This window comes from Onishia taeanensis (genome assembly GCF_003268885.1).
Classification (GTDB): Bacteria; Pseudomonadota; Gammaproteobacteria; order Pseudomonadales; family Halomonadaceae; genus Onishia; species Onishia taeanensis_A.
Genome location: NZ_QLSX01000010.1, coordinates 126,750 through 145,247, shown reverse-complemented (window position 1 = coordinate 145,247; position 18,498 = coordinate 126,750). Strand labels below are relative to the sequence as shown.

Genomic DNA, 18,498 nt, shown 5'->3' with positions numbered 1-18,498 from the left:
CATAGCAATAAATAACAGATTGTTCACTAGCACGATCCAGACAGACTGGCTAACTGATGACTACAGGCCTTCGAGTCCATTGTTGGCATCAGATATAGTGATAGGAAGCACAGCCGTGGGCAACAGCAGACTGATAACATTGTTCCAGCGAGCCAGTGGCGCAGCCGTCACATAAACTACATCTTTTGGTTGTAGCGGGAAGTGAGTTCCCATAGTCAATGCAGCGGCATTGCTGATGTCTAACTGATAAACGGTAGCCAGCTTATCACTCTCTGGAGGCTGCACCCGTATCACGAATATTCCGGAGGGCTTTGCGGTTGTTTCAATGACACCGCCAGCTCTTGCCAAGGCCGTTGTCAATGTAATCCGCTCATTGCCGAGGGCTAGATTACCGGGGGTGCGTACCTGACCGAGCACGGCGACATTCTGATTCTCAAGAGTCGACACATGGAGAACATCTCCATCCTTCAATAACAGGTTCTGCGCCTGATCGCCCTGCCGCAACAAGGCATACAGGGAGATTTCCTGCTTACCGCCCTTCCGATTGAGTATCACACTGTGCCAGTTGGCATTCTCGGTGGCGCCACCGACTTGACTCATCGCGTCAAGCACCGTCAAGGGCACGCTGGTAATCGGCAACGTTCCTGGCGAAGTGACTGCACCACTCACATAGACCTTCTTGGAACGGTAGGCGGCGATATTGACTTCAACTTGTGGATCATTGATGTAATTAGACAGGTTGGTAGTAATAAGCCGCCTAATCTCATCCAACGACTTACCTGCAACACGAACGCTACCGATATAAGGATAGAAAATTGTCCCGTTCGGATGTACGGTATTCCCGGTTTCCGCAGCGCTGCGCTCGGCGCCGGCCGGAATGGTAAGTTCCGGATGATCATAAACAATGATACTCAGAATATCCCCTGGCCCGACGAGGTATTGATAGTCATCGAGCTCTTGCTGAATCTCAGGTGGAACCAAGCTAGCAATGTCGCCATTGATATCTTTCCGATAGGCCGCCACGAGCTCAGGCGTAATGGCCTTAATATCGACTAAGTCATCTATAGGAGGGGAGTCAGTCTCATAGCTTATATGTCCTCCTGGCGCAAAGGCACAGCCTTGGGAAGCCAAGATAATAACTGACAGCAACAGAGAAAGACTGATGGAAATATAAGACTTTCCAACGGCCCTTTTATGAACTTCCCCAGCATGGAATATTTCTTCCATTACGTACTCCCTTGCGAAATAAAACCACGCTACCGCCACTGAAACCAGTTTCCAGTATTGGCGAAATGCCATATATTCTTATCTTTTTGTATCACCCCGGCCAGCCAAACGGATCACAAGCCACCTGTCGGGTAGCCACCTTCATCCAGGGAATTTAGTTACAATAAATGAAGATTTCTTTCACTAGGTTACAAAACTATTGGGATTTCACATCATCATTTTCATCATCGAATGAGTGTGAGATATCTAATCGCGGTGCTCGCGCAGGCGGGGGTCTACTTGGATACCAATGACAGGATCAAGTAGATAAATAATTATTTATCAATGACTTGGTTCAGGCTGGCGGTGATCAAAGCCTAGTAGGCCCGGTCGTAAAATCGACAAGGCCTGTGAGCCACAGGAGTGCCTCCGGCCATGGCTTACAAGATCAAGCGAGTCTAGGCCGAGGAGCTCGCTCAGCGCGTCCGAGCCGCTGTCAGAGTAATAGACCTTGGTCTTCTTCAATTCCAAGGCCTGGACGCAACAAGGCCCGCATTGCGCGGGCCTTGTTTGAAGAGACTAGAAGCCTCTAATGCCTGGCGATGCCAGGATCAGCGGCGTTACGCCGGCTGGATGTTCGAAGCCTGCAGGCCTTTCTGACCTTGGGTCACTTCGAAGGTCACTTCCTGACCATCTTGGAGGGACTTGAAGCCTTCCATTTTGACTTCGGAGAAGTGAGCAAAGACATCGTCGCCGCCGTCGGACGGTGCGATGAAGCCGAAGCCTTTAGCGTCGTTGAACCACTTAACTGTGCCAGTTGCCATTTTTACGATCCTTGCGCTGTTAGCGCGTTGATACAATTGCCGGGTGTTACCCGATAGAGCAGTGGGTAAACAAGAAAGAAATACACCAGCACGACCAAAGGGATCGCTTACATCTGACGTTCTACTGCTTGCTAACCAACTGTGTGCACCTTGAAGCTTTTGAGCGCCGAGGTCAACCATCGTGTACGCCTATCCGCCTCAACCTAGCCAGACGTCAAGGAAGAGCATCATCACCAAGCCGATCGAGAGGCCCGCGGTCGCCTTTTTCTGGTGACCGTTACGATGCGTTTCGGGAATGATTTCATGACTGATGACATACAGCATGGCGCCCGCCGCAAAGGCAAGCCCCCAGGGCAACAGCAATGACGACAGCGTGGTGATGCCCGCCCCCAATAGACCGCCGAAGCATTCAACCAGGCCGGTGATAGCCGCAATGCCCCATGCCTGATGGCGCCGATAGCCCTCCCCCATCAGTGCCACAGCAACTGCCAAGCCTTCCGGCATGTTCTGTAGTCCGATACCGATGGCAAGCGGCATCCCGCCGCTTAGCCCATCCGATCCGAAACCGACGCCCACGGCCAGGCCTTCCGGAAAGTTATGGATCGTGATCGCCATGACGAATAGCCAGACCCGCCGCAGCGACACACTCGCAGGCCCTTCTGGCCCGCTCTCGAAGTGTTCATGCGGCAAGAGCTCATTGAGCAGTGCCACCGCTCCAATACCCAGAAGAATCGCCACAGACACGATGGCCGCCGGGATCATTCCTTCCCCATATCGCCCACCGGCAGCATCGAGGGCGGGAATGATCAAGGAGAAAAAAGACGCAGAGAGCATGACGCCAGCAGCAAACCCCAGCGACAGGTCACGCATGGCGGGCGATGGAATCCTGCCGAATAGTACGGGCAAAGCCCCGACGGCCGTCATCAGGCCGGCCACCAGACTGCCAAGCGTGCCGAGCATCAAGGGAGATAAACTGCTGATATCTGGCATGAGGCGAACATGTCTCCTAGATCTTCATAAAGCGAAAGGATTGGCATAGGCGGTCCATCTTGACGGTGGACGCGACCCCGGCAGAGTTGAACACAAGATGTTATTCAATCGGAATTAACGCGTCCCGCTCTTGCAGCCAGAGTCTTCTCATCCGCCGACGCCGACCACAGGCCCCGGGGATGTCTCATCGTACGGGGCAGGCCTCACAACCGATATTTCGCAAATATATTTGCGTTTATGCAAACAAAGATTACCATTACCGTCATACCCAAGTGCTGGCTAGAGGATACCCGATGCCCCCATTACCCCAAGCATCGCCCGAAGACTCGCCCTCTGAAGATGCACTTCCCCCTCACGACCTTGCGACACTGGCACGCCTGGTAGAGGCTGCGCGGCGGGGCGATAAGCACTGGCGAAACGCGCCGCTCCCCAAGCTTTCGGCCCGGGCGCTGACGCTGCTGGAAAGTTTCCTGGCCCAGCCTCAGCAGGTCGGTCTGAACAACATCTCGACGCTGGCTCAAGATCATGGCGTCAATGCCTCGACCCTGACTCGCCTGTGCAAAACCCTGCACTTCGAGGGCTTCAAGACCTTTCAGGCGCTTTTCCGCGAGGATCTTGCCGACAGCAGCTTCTATTCGAGCCGTGCCCAGCGCCTGATCGGTGATGCCAAACAGAGTACCTCCTCAAGCGCCATGGCACCGGAGCAGTTCCTCTGTCAGGCCGAGCACGACAATGTTGCCGCCTGCCTGGAGGCACTCGATAACGCCACCCTGGAAGCTGCCTGTTCTCAGCTGCTTAGCGCCCGGCGAGTGCACGTCGTGGGATTACGCGCGAGCTTTGCCGCCGCTCACTACCTAGCCTACTACCTCGATTATCTTCGCGATGGCGTCCAACTGATTGCCTCCACCGCCGGTGTCGATGTCGAATGCGCGCTGGATCTCGACGAGCGGGACTGCGTCGTCGCTATCGCCTTTCGCCCAGAGAGCCGTAGCACCCTGGCCTATGCCCGGGCGGCGGCCGACCAGGGCACGCCGATTCTCGGCCTGACCAACCATCCTCGTGGTGAAGTCCCGGGGTTGAGCGACTACACGCTGGTCGCCCCAGCGAGCGGGCCCTTTTTCTTCAATCCGATGAGTTCACTGTTCCTGCTAGTCGAAATGCTGCTCTCCCGACTGGCCGCTCGCCTGGGACCGGACGCCATCAAGAGGATTCGTCGCCGAGAGGCGCTGATTGCACGCCTTGGCGTCGAATAACTCAGACCCGCGACCAACGTCACCCCGCCCCCAACAGACACCACCCGACAAGAGCCCAAGCCTCAGGAGGCTGACATGCCCTCTTCTTCATCCGCCCACCATGACTCGGCATCCGCCAGCACGTCGACTTTGACTCAACGGCTCAATGCCGGCGAGGCTCCACGCGCTTCAGACACCCTGCTGATCAACGAGCAGTCACGATTGCGCGAGGCCGGCGGTCAGCGGGTGATCAAGTTCGGTTTCGGGCAGTCGCCCTTCCCGGTCTTCACACCAGCCGTCGAGGCCCTGGCCGCCCATGCCGCCGACAAGGCCTACCTGCCAGTACAGGGCCTAGCCTCAGCCCGCGAAGCGGTAGCAGCCTTTCATCGCGAGGTAGATGGCGTCGACTGGCAGGCCGGAGAAATGCTGCTGGCCCCGGGCTCGAAGCTTCTGCTGTTCGCCCTGATGAAGGCGCTGCCTGCCGACGCCGAAGTGCTGATCCCAGACCCGGCCTGGGTCTCCTATGCGCCCCAGGCGCGGATGTGCCAGCTCGCCACCCGGCGCCTGACGTGCAGTTTCGAGAGCCGCTGGCAGGTCAACGCCGCCGCACTCGAAGCAGCCCTGGCCGATCGCGCCCCAACCGAAAAAGGAGTAATGAGGGGAGAAAAGACAGAGTCGGACAACCGAGTCCGCCTGCTGATCCTCAACCAGCCAGGCAACCCCACCGGCCTGTCGCTTGATCATGCCGAACAGGCCAAACTCGCTGACGTCGCCAGGCGGCATGATCTGCTGGTGCTATCCGACGAGATATACGGAGTGCTCGACCATGACGGCAGCCATCGCGCCTTCGCACGGGATTACCCGGAAGGCACAGTGACCACCACCGGTCTGTCGAAATGGTGTGGCGCGGGCGGTTGGCGCTTGGGCGCCATGCATGTGCCAGCCTCGCTTGGCGAGGCGCTATTCTCACGGCTGCTTGGCATCGCGTCCGAGACCTGGTCGAGCGTCGCAAGCCCAATACAGGAAGCTGCCTGCGTGGCCTACCAGCGCACACCGGCACTGGATGCCTACATCACGCGCCAGCGAGAGATCCTTGCAGAGATCGGCCAGTGGGCCGCCGCTAAACTTGATGACGCGGTCATTCGCACTCATGCGCCCGACGGTGGTTTCTATCTCTACCCGGATTTCGAAGCCCATCGCGAGGCCCTGGCCCAGCGCGGCATCACCACCGGCAGCGAGTTGACCGAAGTCCTGCTGGATGAGTGCGGCGTGGCCCTGCTGCCCGGCTCCGCCTTCGGCGCCCCGGCCGAACGGCTAACGGTCCGCCTGGCCTACGTCGATTTCGATGGTGCCGCCCTGCTGACCACTTCGGGCCCCGTGATCGCGCATCCAGGCCTCGAGAAGGTCCGCGACGGCATTCACGCCATCACGGCATTCGTGAAGACGCTCGAAAGCGGGTCAAACAGACTAGACACCTAACGACGGCTAGCGTTGCTTGGTGCGGGCGGTGGCTCGGGCATTCCATGGATCTTCAGGCCAGGGATGCTTGGGATAGCGCCCGCGCATGTCCTTGCGCACCTCGAAATAGCCGTTGGTCCAGAAGCTCGCTAGATCTCGAGTGACCTGCAGGGGACGACCCGCGGGCGACAGCAGGTGTAAAAGCACCGGCACTCGCCCGCCGGCGATACGCGGCGTCTCCGCGAGGCCAAACAGCTCCTGCAGTTTGACCGCCAGCACCGGCTCGGCGCCGGTATAGTCGAGCCGGACCCTGGAGCCACTGGGCACCGCCAAATGGGTCGGCGCCTGGTCATCAAGGGTCTGGCGCTGAGGCCAGTCGAGCCGATCCAGGAGGATTGACGCCAGTGGCAGGCGATCGAGCTTGTCGAGCCGCCGCACGCCATCCAGATAGGGCGCCAACCAGACATCAAGATCGGCAAGCAACGCCTTCTGCGACCAATCAGGCCAAGGGTCACCCAGGGTCTGGCGGAGCAAGGCCACGCGCGCCATCAGCTGCTCGGCCGCCGCATCGACTGCCAGGTGACCACGTCGGCGAACTGCCGACAACAACGCCTCGCGGACCGCCTCGGCGGGCAGGGCCTTCAAGGGCCGTCGCTCGAGTACCAGTTCACCCAGCGAGCGTACATCCTCTCCGATCAGTCGTCCTTCTTCATCGCTCCACTCAAGCCGGGGGTGAAATTCGCGCGTCTGAGGAAAAAGCGCTTCAAGCCGTGACAAGGATAATGCCGCGCCGCGATAGATCTTCGCGCCCTGAGCCTGGCCGTCCAATTCCGCTGCCACCAGCGCCTCGGCATGTCCCAGCGGATGGTTCGCCTCGAGCAGCGCCAGGTTGCCGGCGGCCAGCTTGAAACGCCCTGGCGACTGATAGAGCGCCACCCGCTCGGGATAGGCCAGCGCCAGCAGTTCTCCCAACGGCGCTAGCGACGCCACCTTGAGGCCGCACTGGGCGACGCCGGACAGACGCTTGGCATCGCGAAGCCACTGTGCCTCGGCGCCCCGGGCATCGCGACCGGGCAACTGCGAGAGCGTCACCGAAAGGTCGCGCGCGTCGCCGCCAGCGCGTGACTCGAGCAGCGCCGCCAGCCAGCAGGCCAGCGGCATGGCATCGAGTTCACTCGCCCGTTCGAGCATCACCGCCAGGCGCGGATGACAGGGCCAGCGAATGCAGCCACGCCCCAGCGAGGTCAGCCGGTGATCGTCATCGAGCACGTCAAGACGCTCAAGCAAGGCACGACCCGCGGCCAATGGGCCCACGGGCGGTGGCGTGACCCATTCGAGCGCCGCGGCATCCTGAATGCCCCAGCGCACCAGCTCGAAGGCCAGCGGCGCCAGGTCGGCCTGTAATATCTCGGGATCACCGTGAGCCGGCAACGGCTGTTCATCGGCCCAGAGTCGATAACATACCCCCGGGCCCTGGCGAGCGGCACGGCCGCGCCGCTGGTCGGCGCTGGCCCGGTTGAGTCGCTGAGTGGCCAGACGCGTCAGCCCCAGTCGCGCCTGAAACACCGGCACCCGCTCGAAACCGCCATCGATCACCACTCGCACGCCATCGACGGTCACGCTGGACTCGGCGATGGCGGTGGCCAGCACCACCCGGCGCCGGCCCTGGTCATCCCGGCTAAGTGCACGCTGCTGCTCAGTGAGCGGCAAACGGCCATGCAGCTCGAGCACCGCGACATCGTCCGGGAGGCTGGACAGCGCCCGGGCCAGGCGTCGAATCTCGCCGACACCGGGCAGGAACACCAGTAGATCACCCTCATTCTCAGCCAGCGCCTCGCGCACGACCACCGCCTGCTGACGGGCAGCATCGTCACGCACATTCACCGGTCGGTGATGAGTCGTCACCGGATAGGAACGGCCGGGACAGTCGATCAGCGGGGCCGCTTGGCCCAGCACTTGCTTGAGCGCGTCCACGTCCAGGGTCGCCGACATCACCAGCAGTCGCAGGTCATCGCGCAGTCCCTGCTGTGCATCCAGGGTCAGCGCCAGCCCCAGATCCGCCTCCAGGCTGCGCTCGTGGAATTCATCGAAGATAATCCCGGACACGCCCTCGAGCAGTGGATCGTCCTGCAAGAGGCGTGTTAGCACCCCCTGGGTGATGACCTCGAGTCGGGTGTTTGGTCCCACCCGGCTCTCGCCGCGCATGCGATAGCCCACCGTCTCACCAAGCGACTCACCGAGCTGCTCGGCCATGTAGCGCGCGGCGAGCCTAGCCGCCACGCGACGCGGTTCGAGCAGCAGCAGCTTGCCTTGACGGCACCAGGACTCGTCGAGCAAGGCAAGCGGCACCCGAGTGGTCTTGCCGGCGCCGGGCTCGGCGACCAGCAGGGCTCGGGGGTGTCCGGCCAGCGCTTCACGGATAGCCGGCAGGCGGGCCTCGATGGGCAGAGTGAGCGCGCCAGTCATGAGAAAGCCATCATACGTCGGTCGCCATAGGGCAGTCGTTCATGGGGCATGCGTGTTTCAGGCGTCAGCCAGTTTCCAGGACAGCGATTCGCCCGCCATCAGCGGTACGATCACGTCATCACCGACATAGGCAAGCTCGCCAGGCAGCTGCCAGTCCTCGCGATTCAGGGTTACCGTGCCCTGATTGCGCGCCAGCCCATAGAAGTCCGCGCCGAAGTGGCTGGCAAAGCCCTCGAGCTTATCCAATGCCCCTGCCTGCTCAAAAGCCGTCGCGTAGAGCTCAAGAGCGGCGGGCGCGGTGAAGGCGCCAGCACAGCCGCAGGCCGACTCCTTGGCCCCGCGGGCGTGGGGGGCACTATCCGTGCCCAGGAAGAACTTGGGCGAACCCGAGGTCGCCGCCTCGATCAGCGCTGCGCGATGGGTCTCGCGCTTCAGCACCGGCAGGCAGAAATAGTGCGGACGGATACCGCCGACCAGCATATGGTTGCGGTTGAACAGCAGGTGATGGGCGGTGATGGTAGCGGCGACGTTATCCGACGCCTGACGCACGAAGTTCACCGCATCCGCCGTGGTGATGTGCTCAAACACCACCTTGAGGGTCGGGTGACGCTCGAGCAGCGGCGCCATGACCCGCTCGATGAAGATCGCCTCGCGATCGAAGATGTCGATCTCCGGCGAGGTTACCTCGCCATGCACCAGCAGCGGCAAGCCCAGGCGCGCCATGGCGCCAATGGCCGCATCACAGTGGCGAATGTCGGTGACGCCAGAGGATGAGTTGGTGGTTGCCCCGGCGGGATACAGCTTGACTGCCTTGATCACACCGCTGGCCGCGGCCCGCTCGATTTCCTCGGCCGGGGTGTTGTCGGTGAGGTAGAGCACCATCAGCGGTTCGAAGTTCGCCCCTTCGGGCAGCGCCGCAAGGATGCGCTCCCGGTAGGCCAGGGCCTGCTCGGTGGTAGTGACCGGTGGGGTCAGGTTGGGCATGATGATCGCCCGAGCAAACTGGCGGGCGCTGTAGGGCAAGACCGCCTCAAGCGGCTCGCCATCGCGCAGGTGAAGGTGCCAATCGTCGGGAGTGGTGATGGTCAGCTGATTCACGGCGGATCCTGTGTGGTAGATGGCGGGGGCATAGTATAACGTCTCGACCTCACTGCGTGGCCCCTGAGCGATCCGTCGAATCAGGGTGTTGGCGAGATAGACCGGTCTCCAGGAAAGCAAGGCTTGCGATAAGGGCTTGCGACAAGTCCCGTCGGGTTACGTATTATGGTGGCCTTTATTCAGGGAGAGACATCATGCCAAGGGTTCGCCAGTCAGCCGATATCATTGCCGCCCTGGAGGGCGCCATGTGGCTGGCCCTGGCCTGGTCGGTCAGTTTCTCGATCTGGGATGGCTCGACGATGCCAACGGTGGCGGCTTTAACCCTGGTCGCGACCATTCTGGTGGTCAGTTGGGGCCACCGCCCGATGCGCATCACCCTGCGCCGTTTCCGGGTCCGCCGTCGGCGCACTGAAATGCAGATGCACCTTTTCGCCCTGCCCTTGCTGATGGCGCTGTTCTTTGCGGTGGTGGTCGAGGGACTTCTGACCACGCCGCTAAGCGGCAGTCAGAAGATGCTGATGGTCAATATCCTGGCGACGGCCGGCTGGGTTGTCTTCGTGTTGACGCAGGCCTTCAAGTCGCTGCTGTTCACCCTGCGCAGCAAATTCAGGGGGAAAACTGGCAACGGCGCCAAGCCCTTGAATGACAAAAAGTAGATAAACCTCGTGCCGAGCACTAAGCTTTAAGCCGATGAATGGCTGACTCCACCGGAGTCCAAGCATAGGCGAACATCACATGACGCCCCCCGCATTGAGCCGCTGTCTGATCCATTTGACGCTGCTCTGTCTACTGGGCATTAGCTCCACGGCATTGGCTGCCAGATCTGACAACAGCTCGATCTACGCGGACACCGACGATGGAGGCATTGCTCTGGACAATGGCCTGACAATTGGCGGAAGCAAGGTGAATACCGCCAACGGCGATACCACCGGCTTTCGTGTCATGGCCGGCTATTTCTTTTCTCGCCTTCCGCACCTGGAATTTGGCGCAGAGCTTGCTTACCTCGAGAGCAACAATGTCTCGGTGTCACTCGATGGCTCTCCCACCCTCCTCGATACCATCAGCATGAACGGCAGCCTGCTGGCCGGTGTGAAGATGGGGCGTGTCGGCGTCTTTGCCAAATCGGGGCTTGCAGAATGGCGCGGCAGCATCGATTCCCCCGAGTCGTCAGGGTCCATGGGCGGTACTGCTCCTATCTACGGGATGGGAGCCAACATGCGGTTATACCGCTCCTTGGTAGGCCAACTGGAATACGAGGTCATCGACTCCAATGACCTCGACCACCTGACCATGGCCACCGCCTCGCTGATTTTCCGGTTTTAATCTAAGTTGACCGGCCAAACGATATCCACGCTCTCGGACAGCGCCCCTTCTCCCTGGTTTTTCTGTGCAGGTCTTGCTCCCAATATCCTCTGCTCAACCTCCTTGCATCGACCTCTCTATTAAAGACCTCTCTATTAAGGAACTCTCTATCAAGGAACTCTCCACCAGAGACCTCTCTAGCACGGGCTCTCAATCACGACCTTTCCAGAACCACTCAACCACGACTACTCACCCAAGGCTTCTTACACCGACATCATACCGAGTAAGATAACGGTATACTTACTCGGTGTAGATTCCCTTAAAAAGCGGCGATTTCTTCCTCGCTGAGATGGCGCCATTCACCGGGAGCCAGCGCCGCATCCAGCTCGATCGGGCCGATCGAAGAACGGTTCAGTTCCGTCACATGATGACCAATGGCGGCGAACATGCGCTTGACCTGGTGATACTTGCCTTCGATCAGCACCAGCCTGGCCTGATGGGAGCCAAGCATCTCCAGCTCAGCCGGCTTGGTCGGCTGCTCCTCACCGTCAAGCAGCACGCCTTCCTGGAATGCCTCGATCGCGCGCTGGGCCTCCTCACCTTCCAGCGACTCGGCGAGGGTCACCTCATAGACCTTCTCGCAGCGCCGCTTAGGCGAAGTAATCCGATGCGACCATTGCCCATCGTCAGTCATCAGCACCAGGCCGGTGGTGTCGACGTCCAGGCGCCCCACCGTATTCATGCGCTCTGCCTTGGGCAGCTCGATGAGCTCATGTGCCAGTGGGTAAAGGCCGCGACGGGCACTGCACTCGACGCCGGCGGGTTTGTGCAGCATCACATAGCGCACCCCAACCAGCGCCAGTGTCTGGCCCAGCCAGCTTACCTTGTTGTGCGAACCGACCTGGGTAGCCGGGTTCTTGACGACAACACCATCGACCATGACTTCTTCCCGATGCATGGCCTTCTTGGCCAGGCTGCGGGTCAGGTCGGTGGTGTCGCTGAGAAACTTGTCCAAACGCATTAAAAAGAAACCTCAAAATCATCGGCATCCCGCCAGGCGGGAAACTTGTCGCGAAAATCCTCGAGCGGCTGTCGCTCGAGAGTCACGGTGTGGAGGAAGGCCTGATCACGGGGACGATCGACGATCGGCTCGCCCTTGAAGTCCAGCAGCATGGAGTCGCCGGCATAGGCAAGGCCCTTGGCATCTTCGCCAACACGATTGACGCCGATCACGAACGCGAGATTCTCGATCGCTCGGGCTGCCAGCAGGGTCCGCCACGGCTGGCGGCGCGGGGCCGGCCAGTTGGCGATGCACAACAGCACGTCGTACTCGAAATGCTCGCCTTGGTCCGGATGCTGACGCATCCACACCGGGAAGCGCAGGTCGTAACAGACTGACAGCAGCAGACGGAAGCCCTTGAGCTCGACGATCACTCGCTCATCACCGGCACCATAGCGCTCATGCTCCCCGGCCATCCGGAACAGGTGACGCTTGTCATAGTGGGTGATACTGCCGTCAGGCCGCGCCCATATCAGCCGATTGTAACAGCTGCCGTCATCTTCGATGGCAACGCTACCTGTCACCACACAGCCACGCGACCTTGCCTGCTGCCTGAGCCAGGCAACGGTTCTGCTCTGGGCCATGGGTTCGGCCATTTCCCTGGAGTTCATGGTGAAGCCGGTCGCGAACATCTCGGGTAGCACGATCAGATCCGTCTCGGCCGAGCCCAGCTCGCCGAGCAGTTCCTCGAGCATCTCACAATTGGCATCGGGATCTTCCCAGCGCAGGTCGCACTGCACCAGAGTGGTTCTCAAGTCGCTCATGCCATGCCCTCCGTTGATCAAGCCAGTGTCTCCCTATCGTAACGGTCTCGGCCGCCTCGTGTCGTCGTGCGCCTGCCGATTACAGAGCCGGAATGGGCCGGTTCCACCAACATCGGCTGGGGCTGATGAAGGCGTTATGCTAGCTTAGGGCTTTTCCAAGGCGAGGCAGGGACGCAGCAATGGGACAAACGACGACTTCCTTACCCCGAGACCCAGAGGCTGCCAAGGGGGTCACGCTGGGCCTGGGCGCCTATGTGATGTGGGGCTGTTTCCCGCTGTTCTTTGCACTCCTCGATGGCGTGCCGGCCCTCGAGATTCTGCCCCATCGCGTGCTCTGGTCATGCCTGTTTCTGGTGATACTGGTCAGCGTGCTGGGGCGCTGGTCTCCCGTGATCGGCGCTCTAAAAGAGCCCCGACGCCTCGGTCGAGTGCTGGCTTGCGCAGTGTTGATCGCCATAAACTGGGGCATCTACATCTATGCCGTGGAAAGCCGTCAGGTACTGCAGGCAAGTCTCGGCTACTTTTTGACACCACTGGTCAATGTGGCGCTGGGCATGCTGGTGCTGCGCGAGCGAATGCACCGCCTGCAGGGTGTGGCGGTCATCCTCGCCGGCATTGCCATCGTTATTCAGCTGGTGGGCCTGGGCGAGCTGCCCTGGATCACCCTGGCGCTGGCCTTTTCCTTTGGCACCTATGGCCTGCTGCGCAAACAGGTGCCGCTGGATGGCCTGTCGGGGCTATTCGTCGAGACGCTGTTGCTATTCCCAGTGGCCCTGGCCGCCGTCGCCTGGCTAGGCGTCCAGGGCAGCGGACACTTCCTGGAAACCCCGACCAAGACGGCACTCTTGATCACCAGCGGGGTGATTACCGCCCTGCCTCTGCTGGCATTTGCCGGTGCAGCCCGGCGGCTACGCCTGGCTACCCTCGGCTTTCTGATGTACATCAACCCGAGCATCCAGTTTGGCATCGCCCTGCTGGTGTTCCATGAACCTCTGGCACCGCTGCAACTGGCGAGCTTTCTGCTGATCTGGGTGGGCCTTGCGCTATACTCATGGTCGGCCTGGTCGTCTCGCGCCCGCACTGCTCCCGCCGCTGCCAGCCAAAAGTAGAGCCCCATGCTGAAGCGCTACCTGCCCATCCTGACCTGGCTTCCTCATTACACGAGCCGCCTGTTTGCGGCCGATCTGGTGGCCGGCATCATCGTCAGCATCATGGTCATCCCCCAGTCGCTGGCCTATGCCATCATCGCCGGGCTGCCGCCGGTGGTCGGGCTCTATGCCAGCATACTGCCGCTACTGGCCTATACGCTGTTCGGGACCAGCCGCACCCTGGCGGTGGGTCCGGTCGCGATTCTTGCCCTGATGACCGGCGCTGCCCTGGCGCCCGTAGCGGTAGTCGGCAGCGCGGAATATCTGCAGGCGGCCATGGTGCTGGCCCTGCTTTCGGGTCTGATGCTGACGCTGATGGGGGCCCTCAAGCTTGGCTTCTTCGCCAATTTCCTCAGCCACCCGGTGATTTCCGGCTTTCTTACGGCATCGGGGTTATTGATCGCAACCAGCCAGGTCGCCAACCTCCTAGGCATATCCGCGCCGGGCTTTACCGTCGCCGAGCTGTTACCGAACCTGATCACGAGCGTGACCGATACGCATGCCGCGACGCTTGCCATCGGAGCCGGGAGCCTCGCCTTTCTGGTGCTGATGCGCCGCCGCGGCCGCCAGGGCCTGCGCGCGATTGGCCTGCCCGCCGGCGCCGCCGATCTGCTGGCCAAGGCTGGGCCGGTGTTTGCCGTGATATTGACCACGCTAGTGACCTGGCGCTTCGATCTCGCCAACCAGGGCGTCGCCGTGGTCGGCGACATTCCCCGCGGTTTACCGCCTCTGACGCTGCCGGTCCTCGACCTGTCCCTGTGGCACGAACTGCTGGTACCCGCCCTGCTGCTGAGCGTAGTCGGATTCGTCGAGTCGGTGTCCATGGGCCAGATGCTGGCCGCCAAGCGCCGCCAGCGTATTTCGCCCAATCAGGAGCTGATCGGGCTGGGGACGGCCAATATCGCCGCCGCCGTGTCAGCGGGCATGCCGGTCACCGGTGGGCTCTCTCGCACCGTGATCAACTTCGATGCCGGCGCTCAGACCCCTGCTGCCGGCACCATCGCAGCCATCGGCATTGCCCTGGTGACCGTGGCGTTGACGCCGCTGCTCTACCACCTGCCGGTGGCCACCCTAGCCGCCACCATCACGGTATCGATCCTGACTCTCGTCGACGTGAAGATGATCCGCCAGACCTGGCGCTATTCGCGTAGCGACTTCACCGCCATGGCAGCCACCATACTGTTGACCCTGGTCGAAGGCGTCGAAGCGGGCATCATCGCCGGGGTAGCGCTGTCGATCGGCCTTTTCCTGTATCGCACCAGCCGCCCCCACAGTGCCTTGGTCGGGCGCGTGCCGGGAACCGAACATTTCCGCAACATCACCCGTCATGACGTCGAGAGCGACAGCCATGTGGCCCTGCTGCGCATCGATGAGAGCCTCTACTTCGCCAATGCCCGCTATCTGGAAGACACCGTCTACGCCCTGATCGCCAACCGGCCTGAGGTCGAGCATGTCGTCCTGATTTGCTCGGCGGTCAACCTGATCGACGCCTCGGCCCTCGAGAGCCTCGATGCGATCAATGAGCGCCTCAAGGATTCCGAGGTCACCCTGCACCTCGCTGAGGTCAAAGGGCCGGTGATGGACAAGCTCAAGCAGAGCGACCTGCTGGAAAGCCTTAGCGGCCGAGTCTTCCTCAGTACCTATGCGGCCTGGTGCGAGCTACGTCAGCGCGCGGACTGAGCGCCAACGCCCCGCTCCACACCTCGGCTCAGCACACGTCAGCCAGGCGTTCCTTGACCCGATCGACGATGTATTCGCCGATCGGCAGCGCTGAGGTGGCCGCCGGCGAAGGCGCGTTGCAGACGTTGACCGTGCGCCGCGTGTCGACGAACAGGAAGTCGTCGATCAGCTTGCCCTCACGGGATACCGCCTGCGCCCGCACACCGGCCGGGTGAGGCTCGAGATCATCCGCCGTGAGGCTCGGGCAGTACTTGCGAACCTCTTCCAGATAGCCCTGCTTATAGAGGGAGTTCTTCATTTCGATCAGCCCCGGGCGCAGGTTGGCCTTTAGCACCTTGAGGATGCCGGGGTGAGTGAACATCCGTGCCATGTCAGTCAACGAGACATCGCTCTTGCGATACCCCTCGCGCTTGAGCGCCAGCACCGCGTTGGGCCCCACCGTGACGCTGCCATCGATCATTCGGGTCAGGTGCACCCCCAGAAACGGCATGGCCGGGTTGGGGATTGGGTAGATCAGGTGATTGACGATGTGGTTATGCTTCTCGGGCAGACGATAGTATTCGCCACGGAAGGGGCAGATGGTAAACCCTGGGGTCTCGCCCAACATGCGCACCACCCTGTCAGCCATCAACCCCGAGCAGGTCACCAGAAACTTGCCGGCGATATCTCCCTGGGAGGTTTGCACGACCACCTCCCGGGAACGCTCCTGAATGCCCATCACTTCGGTGGAATAACGAATCTCGCCGCCCAACCGCTCGAACTCGGCGGCCATAGCCCGCGTCACTTCGCCGTAGTCGACGATGCCGCTCGACGGCACAAAAATACCGCCAATACCGGTAATGTTGGGTTCCCGCTCATGCAGCGCATCGCCATCCAGCCACTCTCGCTCGAGGCCATTGGCGGCGGTGCGCTCCCACAGCGCCTGCATGCGCTCCATTTCCAGCGCATTGGTGGCAACCAGCAGCTTGCCGCATTCGTCATAGCGGATGCCCTGGGCATCGCAAAAATCCTTGGTAGCGCGATTGCCTTCGAGACAGAAGCGCGCCTTCAGGCTGCCCGGCGTGTAATAGACACCGGCATGGATAACGCCACTGTTGTGGCCAGTCTGGTGTTGGGCCGCGCCGGCTTCCTTCTCGACCAGTAACAGACGGCAATCAGGATAGGCCTTGGCCAACTGCATGGCGGTGGACATGCCCAGAATACCGCCGCCCAGAATGATGAAATCGTACACCGGCATTTCCTCGCTGTTGGGAATGTCGTGCTTTTGACGCCCGCCGAATAGTGTTCAGACGAAGTCTAGCGCTGACGCGACTGGCGCAACGTATTGGCATGGGTGAAGTACCCCCGCTGGCGCATCAGCTCACGACGCAGTTGAGGATGCGGCGTAAAACGGTCGCGGCCATGCAGCCAATAATGGTTGTTGATTAACAGAAAGCTACCAACCGGCACGGGTACCGACAACCGATGCGCACTGTTCTCAAGCGAATCGGAGAGGTCGGCCAGCCAGTTGCCTTCCTCGAAGTCCTTGGGCTGCACGAACTGATCGATGTAGGACATAACCGGCAGACCGTCTCGGTCGACATCAAATACCGCATGGTAGATGTCCTTGTCGACTCGCTTGCTGGGTGGCGCCGTCCAGCGCATCTCACGACGCGCCAGCGGATGATGATAGAAATGCGCCAGGTGCTCCCAGTCGTCGAGATGCAGCAGCAGCGAATTCCCTCCCTCCATGTGCTGCTCGTCGAGCTTCATCATCAGCACATAGTCCGTGTCCTGCTCGACGAAGGTACCGTCATTGTGCAGTTCCATGACCCGATGCGGCTGCCGCAGGTAGCTGTCCGACTCATCCACGTTCTTGACTACGAAGCGAGCGTAATACTGACCGCTCATGGCATCGAAGTTGGAACGCCCCATCAGATGCGCTACCGCAGTGGATACCTTGACCATGTCCTCGGCCTGCTCGACCTGGTTCAGGCCCTCCGGAGTGACCAAAAGGCCGCCCGTTCGGCGATCAGCCAATGTGTTGATCAGCAACGGCTGCAGGGTGTTGCTGCACAGATCATCGAGAATGCGCGCAATGCGAAAACGCAGAAAAGACTTGTATTCCAGTGCCTGCACCGGCCACTCGGCCACGGCACTGACAAAGGCATCGACCACCTCGCGAGACAGCGTCAGCTCAAGCAGGCGCGGCGACTGGTCAGAGGACGTGAGGGTGAAGCCTTCTAGCGCCTGAGGGGCCGGCACGGCAGTCGCGTCGAACTGGGTCAAGACGGTCATCGGAACCTCCAGAGCAAATCATCATAATAAAAGCGGTCCGCAAGCCACTCAGGGCACGTACGAGCCTTTTAACCTGAGCTTTTGATGCATGGACAAACCAAATAATAGCCACAATATATAAAAATGTCGACGTTTTTATATTTCGTCAAAAATAACATGCACCCGGGACGATATGCTCGGTACCGTCGGATTGGGTATCATGTAGATATTGTCATCACCTCGCGATGGATAGCGCCAATGGATCACTCCCCACCCAAGGACAACGCCCCACGCCAGAGCAGCGCCCGGCAAGGAGGGCCTCGCCAGAACATGGGCATCAGCGCCTATGCCTGGCTCAAGCAGGACATTATCTGTGGGATCTACCAGCCGGGTGAGAAGCTCTTGATGAGCCGCCTGAAGGAGCGATATGCCCTCGGCATCAGCCCCCTGCGTGAAGCCCTGTCACAGCTGGTATCCGAGCACCTGGTGGTGGCCATCAGCCAGCGCGGCTATCGCGTGGCGCCCATGTCGATCGAGGAACTTGACGATATCTATGATGCCCGGGCCCAGCTCGAAGCCATGCTGGTGCAACTATCAATCGAACGCGGCGACGACACCTGGGAGGCAGAGATACTGGCCAAGGCCCACACGCTGGCCAAGGTGGCCGAGGTACATGGTCCGGATGAAATGCTCGATGTCTGGGACAGACGACACCAGGCATTCCATAGCGCCCTGGTCGCCGGCTGTGGCTCCCGCCAGCTGCTGATGGCCCGAGAAAGCCTATTCGACCAGGCCGCTCGCTATCGCCACCTATGGCTCTGCCAGACGGTATTTTCCGACCGAGCTCTGGCTGCCAAACGCCAGGAACATGCCGACCTCGTCGATGCGATACTCGCCCGCGATGCCAAACGGGCCGGCGACCTGACTCGCGATCACATCATGACGCCAGTGCCGATCATTACCGACCTGATGAAGGCCCGCGGACTGGTCTGACTCCCTGCCTCCAGCTCACCG

16 protein-coding genes are annotated in these 18,498 nt (G+C 60.8%); 7 read left to right on the top strand and 9 right to left on the bottom strand.

The annotated features are described in order from the left end of the window. Positions 1 to 60: 60 nt before the first annotated feature. From BCL93_RS13850 to BCL93_RS13840, 3 genes are all read right to left on the bottom strand, one after another. A complete protein-coding gene (locus BCL93_RS13850; RefSeq protein ID WP_258396568.1) occupies positions 61 to 1,299 on the bottom strand; it encodes a polysaccharide export protein in 1,239 nt (412 codons plus the stop codon). A 527-nt stretch (positions 1,300 to 1,826) separates the two neighbouring features. Continuing rightward, complete coding sequence (locus BCL93_RS13845) at positions 1,827 to 2,030, bottom strand: cold-shock protein (protein WP_112055850.1); 204 nt, start codon at positions 2,028 to 2,030, stop codon at positions 1,827 to 1,829. Between the two features lie 198 nt (positions 2,031 to 2,228). Next, positions 2,229 to 3,020 (bottom strand): ZIP family metal transporter, encoded by a 792-nt coding sequence (locus tag BCL93_RS13840; RefSeq protein WP_220086287.1) that lies wholly within the window; start codon positions 3,018 to 3,020, stop codon positions 2,229 to 2,231. 293 nt (positions 3,021 to 3,313) lie between these two features. Here BCL93_RS13840 and BCL93_RS13835 point away from each other — a divergent pair, with 293 nt between their 5' ends. Together BCL93_RS13835 and BCL93_RS13830 are read left to right on the top strand one after the other, a co-directional pair. Then, a complete protein-coding gene (locus BCL93_RS13835; RefSeq protein ID WP_181463104.1) occupies positions 3,314 to 4,273 on the top strand; it encodes a MurR/RpiR family transcriptional regulator in 960 nt (319 codons plus the stop codon). Between the two features lie 75 nt (positions 4,274 to 4,348). Then, positions 4,349 to 5,731, top strand: coding sequence for a pyridoxal phosphate-dependent aminotransferase (locus BCL93_RS13830; protein ID WP_112055848.1), 1,383 nt, complete (start codon positions 4,349 to 4,351; stop codon positions 5,729 to 5,731). Positions 5,732 to 5,737: 6 nt separating this feature from the next. Here the strand turns inward: BCL93_RS13830 and hrpB are convergent, their stop codons facing one another. Together hrpB and pyrC are read right to left on the bottom strand one after the other, a co-directional pair. Then, positions 5,738 to 8,176 (bottom strand): ATP-dependent helicase HrpB, encoded by a 2,439-nt coding sequence (hrpB, locus tag BCL93_RS13825; RefSeq protein ID WP_112055847.1) that lies wholly within the window; start codon positions 8,174 to 8,176, stop codon positions 5,738 to 5,740. A gap of 57 nt (positions 8,177 to 8,233) precedes the next feature. Beyond that, positions 8,234 to 9,274, bottom strand: coding sequence for a dihydroorotase (gene pyrC / locus BCL93_RS13820; protein ID WP_112055846.1), 1,041 nt, complete (start codon positions 9,272 to 9,274; stop codon positions 8,234 to 8,236). 194 nt (positions 9,275 to 9,468) lie between these two features. Here pyrC and BCL93_RS13815 point away from each other — a divergent pair, with 194 nt between their 5' ends. After that, positions 9,469 to 9,930: a hypothetical protein gene (locus BCL93_RS13815; protein ID WP_181463103.1), complete on the top strand. Its 462-nt coding sequence runs from the start codon at positions 9,469 to 9,471 to the stop codon at positions 9,928 to 9,930. A gap of 79 nt (positions 9,931 to 10,009) precedes the next feature. After that, entirely contained in the window at positions 10,010 to 10,597 is a 588-nt protein-coding gene (locus BCL93_RS13810) for an outer membrane beta-barrel protein (RefSeq protein WP_112055845.1), read from the top strand. A gap of 298 nt (positions 10,598 to 10,895) precedes the next feature. Here the strand turns inward: BCL93_RS13810 and BCL93_RS13805 are convergent, their stop codons facing one another. Continuing rightward, positions 10,896 to 11,597 carry a pseudouridine synthase gene (locus tag BCL93_RS13805; RefSeq protein WP_112055844.1) on the bottom strand — a complete coding sequence of 234 codons (702 nt, stop codon included), beginning with the start codon at positions 11,595 to 11,597 and terminating at the stop codon, positions 10,896 to 10,898. After that, positions 11,597 to 12,400: an amidohydrolase gene (locus tag BCL93_RS13800; RefSeq protein ID WP_112055843.1), complete on the bottom strand. Its 804-nt coding sequence runs from the start codon at positions 12,398 to 12,400 to the stop codon at positions 11,597 to 11,599. Before BCL93_RS13800 ends, BCL93_RS13805 begins: the two co-directional genes overlap by 1 nt. A 179-nt stretch (positions 12,401 to 12,579) precedes the next feature. Between BCL93_RS13800 and rarD the strand changes: the two genes are divergently transcribed. Then, positions 12,580 to 13,509, top strand: a complete 930-nt coding sequence (rarD, locus tag BCL93_RS13795) for an EamA family transporter RarD (RefSeq protein ID WP_112055842.1) — start codon at positions 12,580 to 12,582, stop codon at positions 13,507 to 13,509. Between the two features lie 6 nt (positions 13,510 to 13,515). Beyond that, positions 13,516 to 15,228 (top strand): SulP family inorganic anion transporter, encoded by a 1,713-nt coding sequence (locus BCL93_RS13790; RefSeq protein WP_112055841.1) that lies wholly within the window; start codon positions 13,516 to 13,518, stop codon positions 15,226 to 15,228. 28 nt (positions 15,229 to 15,256) lie between these two features. On the opposite strand, the gene lhgO is transcribed toward BCL93_RS13790, so the two are convergent. Then, complete coding sequence (gene lhgO, locus BCL93_RS13785; RefSeq protein WP_112055840.1) at positions 15,257 to 16,459, bottom strand: L-2-hydroxyglutarate oxidase; 1,203 nt, start codon at positions 16,457 to 16,459, stop codon at positions 15,257 to 15,259. A 65-nt stretch (positions 16,460 to 16,524) separates the two neighbouring features. After that, entirely contained in the window at positions 16,525 to 17,505 is a 981-nt protein-coding gene (glaH, locus tag BCL93_RS13780) for a glutarate dioxygenase GlaH (RefSeq protein ID WP_112055839.1), read from the bottom strand. A gap of 237 nt (positions 17,506 to 17,742) precedes the next feature. Here glaH and csiR point away from each other — a divergent pair, with 237 nt between their 5' ends. After that, positions 17,743 to 18,477, top strand: coding sequence for a DNA-binding transcriptional regulator CsiR (gene csiR / locus BCL93_RS13775; RefSeq protein ID WP_112055838.1), 735 nt, complete (start codon positions 17,743 to 17,745; stop codon positions 18,475 to 18,477). Positions 18,478 to 18,498 lie beyond the last annotated feature (21 nt).

Excerpts from the sequence above, each read along its gene's own strand:
- glaH (WP_112055839.1), bottom strand. The coding sequence starts at position 17,505 with ATGACCGTCTTGACCCAGTTCGACGCGACTGCCGTGCCGGCCCCTCAG.
- BCL93_RS13815 (WP_181463103.1), top strand. The coding sequence starts at position 9,469 with ATGCCAAGGGTTCGCCAGTCAGCCGATATCATTGCCGCCCTGGAGGGC.
- hrpB (WP_112055847.1), bottom strand. The coding sequence starts at position 8,176 with ATGACTGGCGCGCTCACTCTGCCCATCGAGGCCCGCCTGCCGGCTATC.
- BCL93_RS13805 (WP_112055844.1), bottom strand. The coding sequence starts at position 11,597 with ATGCGTTTGGACAAGTTTCTCAGCGACACCACCGACCTGACCCGCAGC.
- rarD (WP_112055842.1), top strand. The coding sequence starts at position 12,580 with ATGGGACAAACGACGACTTCCTTACCCCGAGACCCAGAGGCTGCCAAG.
- BCL93_RS13800 (WP_112055843.1), bottom strand. The coding sequence starts at position 12,400 with ATGAGCGACTTGAGAACCACTCTGGTGCAGTGCGACCTGCGCTGGGAA.
- BCL93_RS13830 (WP_112055848.1), top strand. The coding sequence starts at position 4,349 with ATGCCCTCTTCTTCATCCGCCCACCATGACTCGGCATCCGCCAGCACG.
- BCL93_RS13850 (WP_258396568.1), bottom strand. The coding sequence starts at position 1,299 with ATGGCATTTCGCCAATACTGGAAACTGGTTTCAGTGGCGGTAGCGTGG.
- BCL93_RS13810 (WP_112055845.1), top strand. The coding sequence starts at position 10,010 with ATGACGCCCCCCGCATTGAGCCGCTGTCTGATCCATTTGACGCTGCTC.
- BCL93_RS13835 (WP_181463104.1), top strand. The coding sequence starts at position 3,314 with ATGCCCCCATTACCCCAAGCATCGCCCGAAGACTCGCCCTCTGAAGAT.
- BCL93_RS13840 (WP_220086287.1), bottom strand. The coding sequence starts at position 3,020 with ATGCCAGATATCAGCAGTTTATCTCCCTTGATGCTCGGCACGCTTGGC.
- csiR (WP_112055838.1), top strand. The coding sequence starts at position 17,743 with ATGGATCACTCCCCACCCAAGGACAACGCCCCACGCCAGAGCAGCGCC.
- BCL93_RS13790 (WP_112055841.1), top strand. The coding sequence starts at position 13,516 with ATGCTGAAGCGCTACCTGCCCATCCTGACCTGGCTTCCTCATTACACG.
- BCL93_RS13845 (WP_112055850.1), bottom strand. The coding sequence starts at position 2,030 with ATGGCAACTGGCACAGTTAAGTGGTTCAACGACGCTAAAGGCTTCGGC.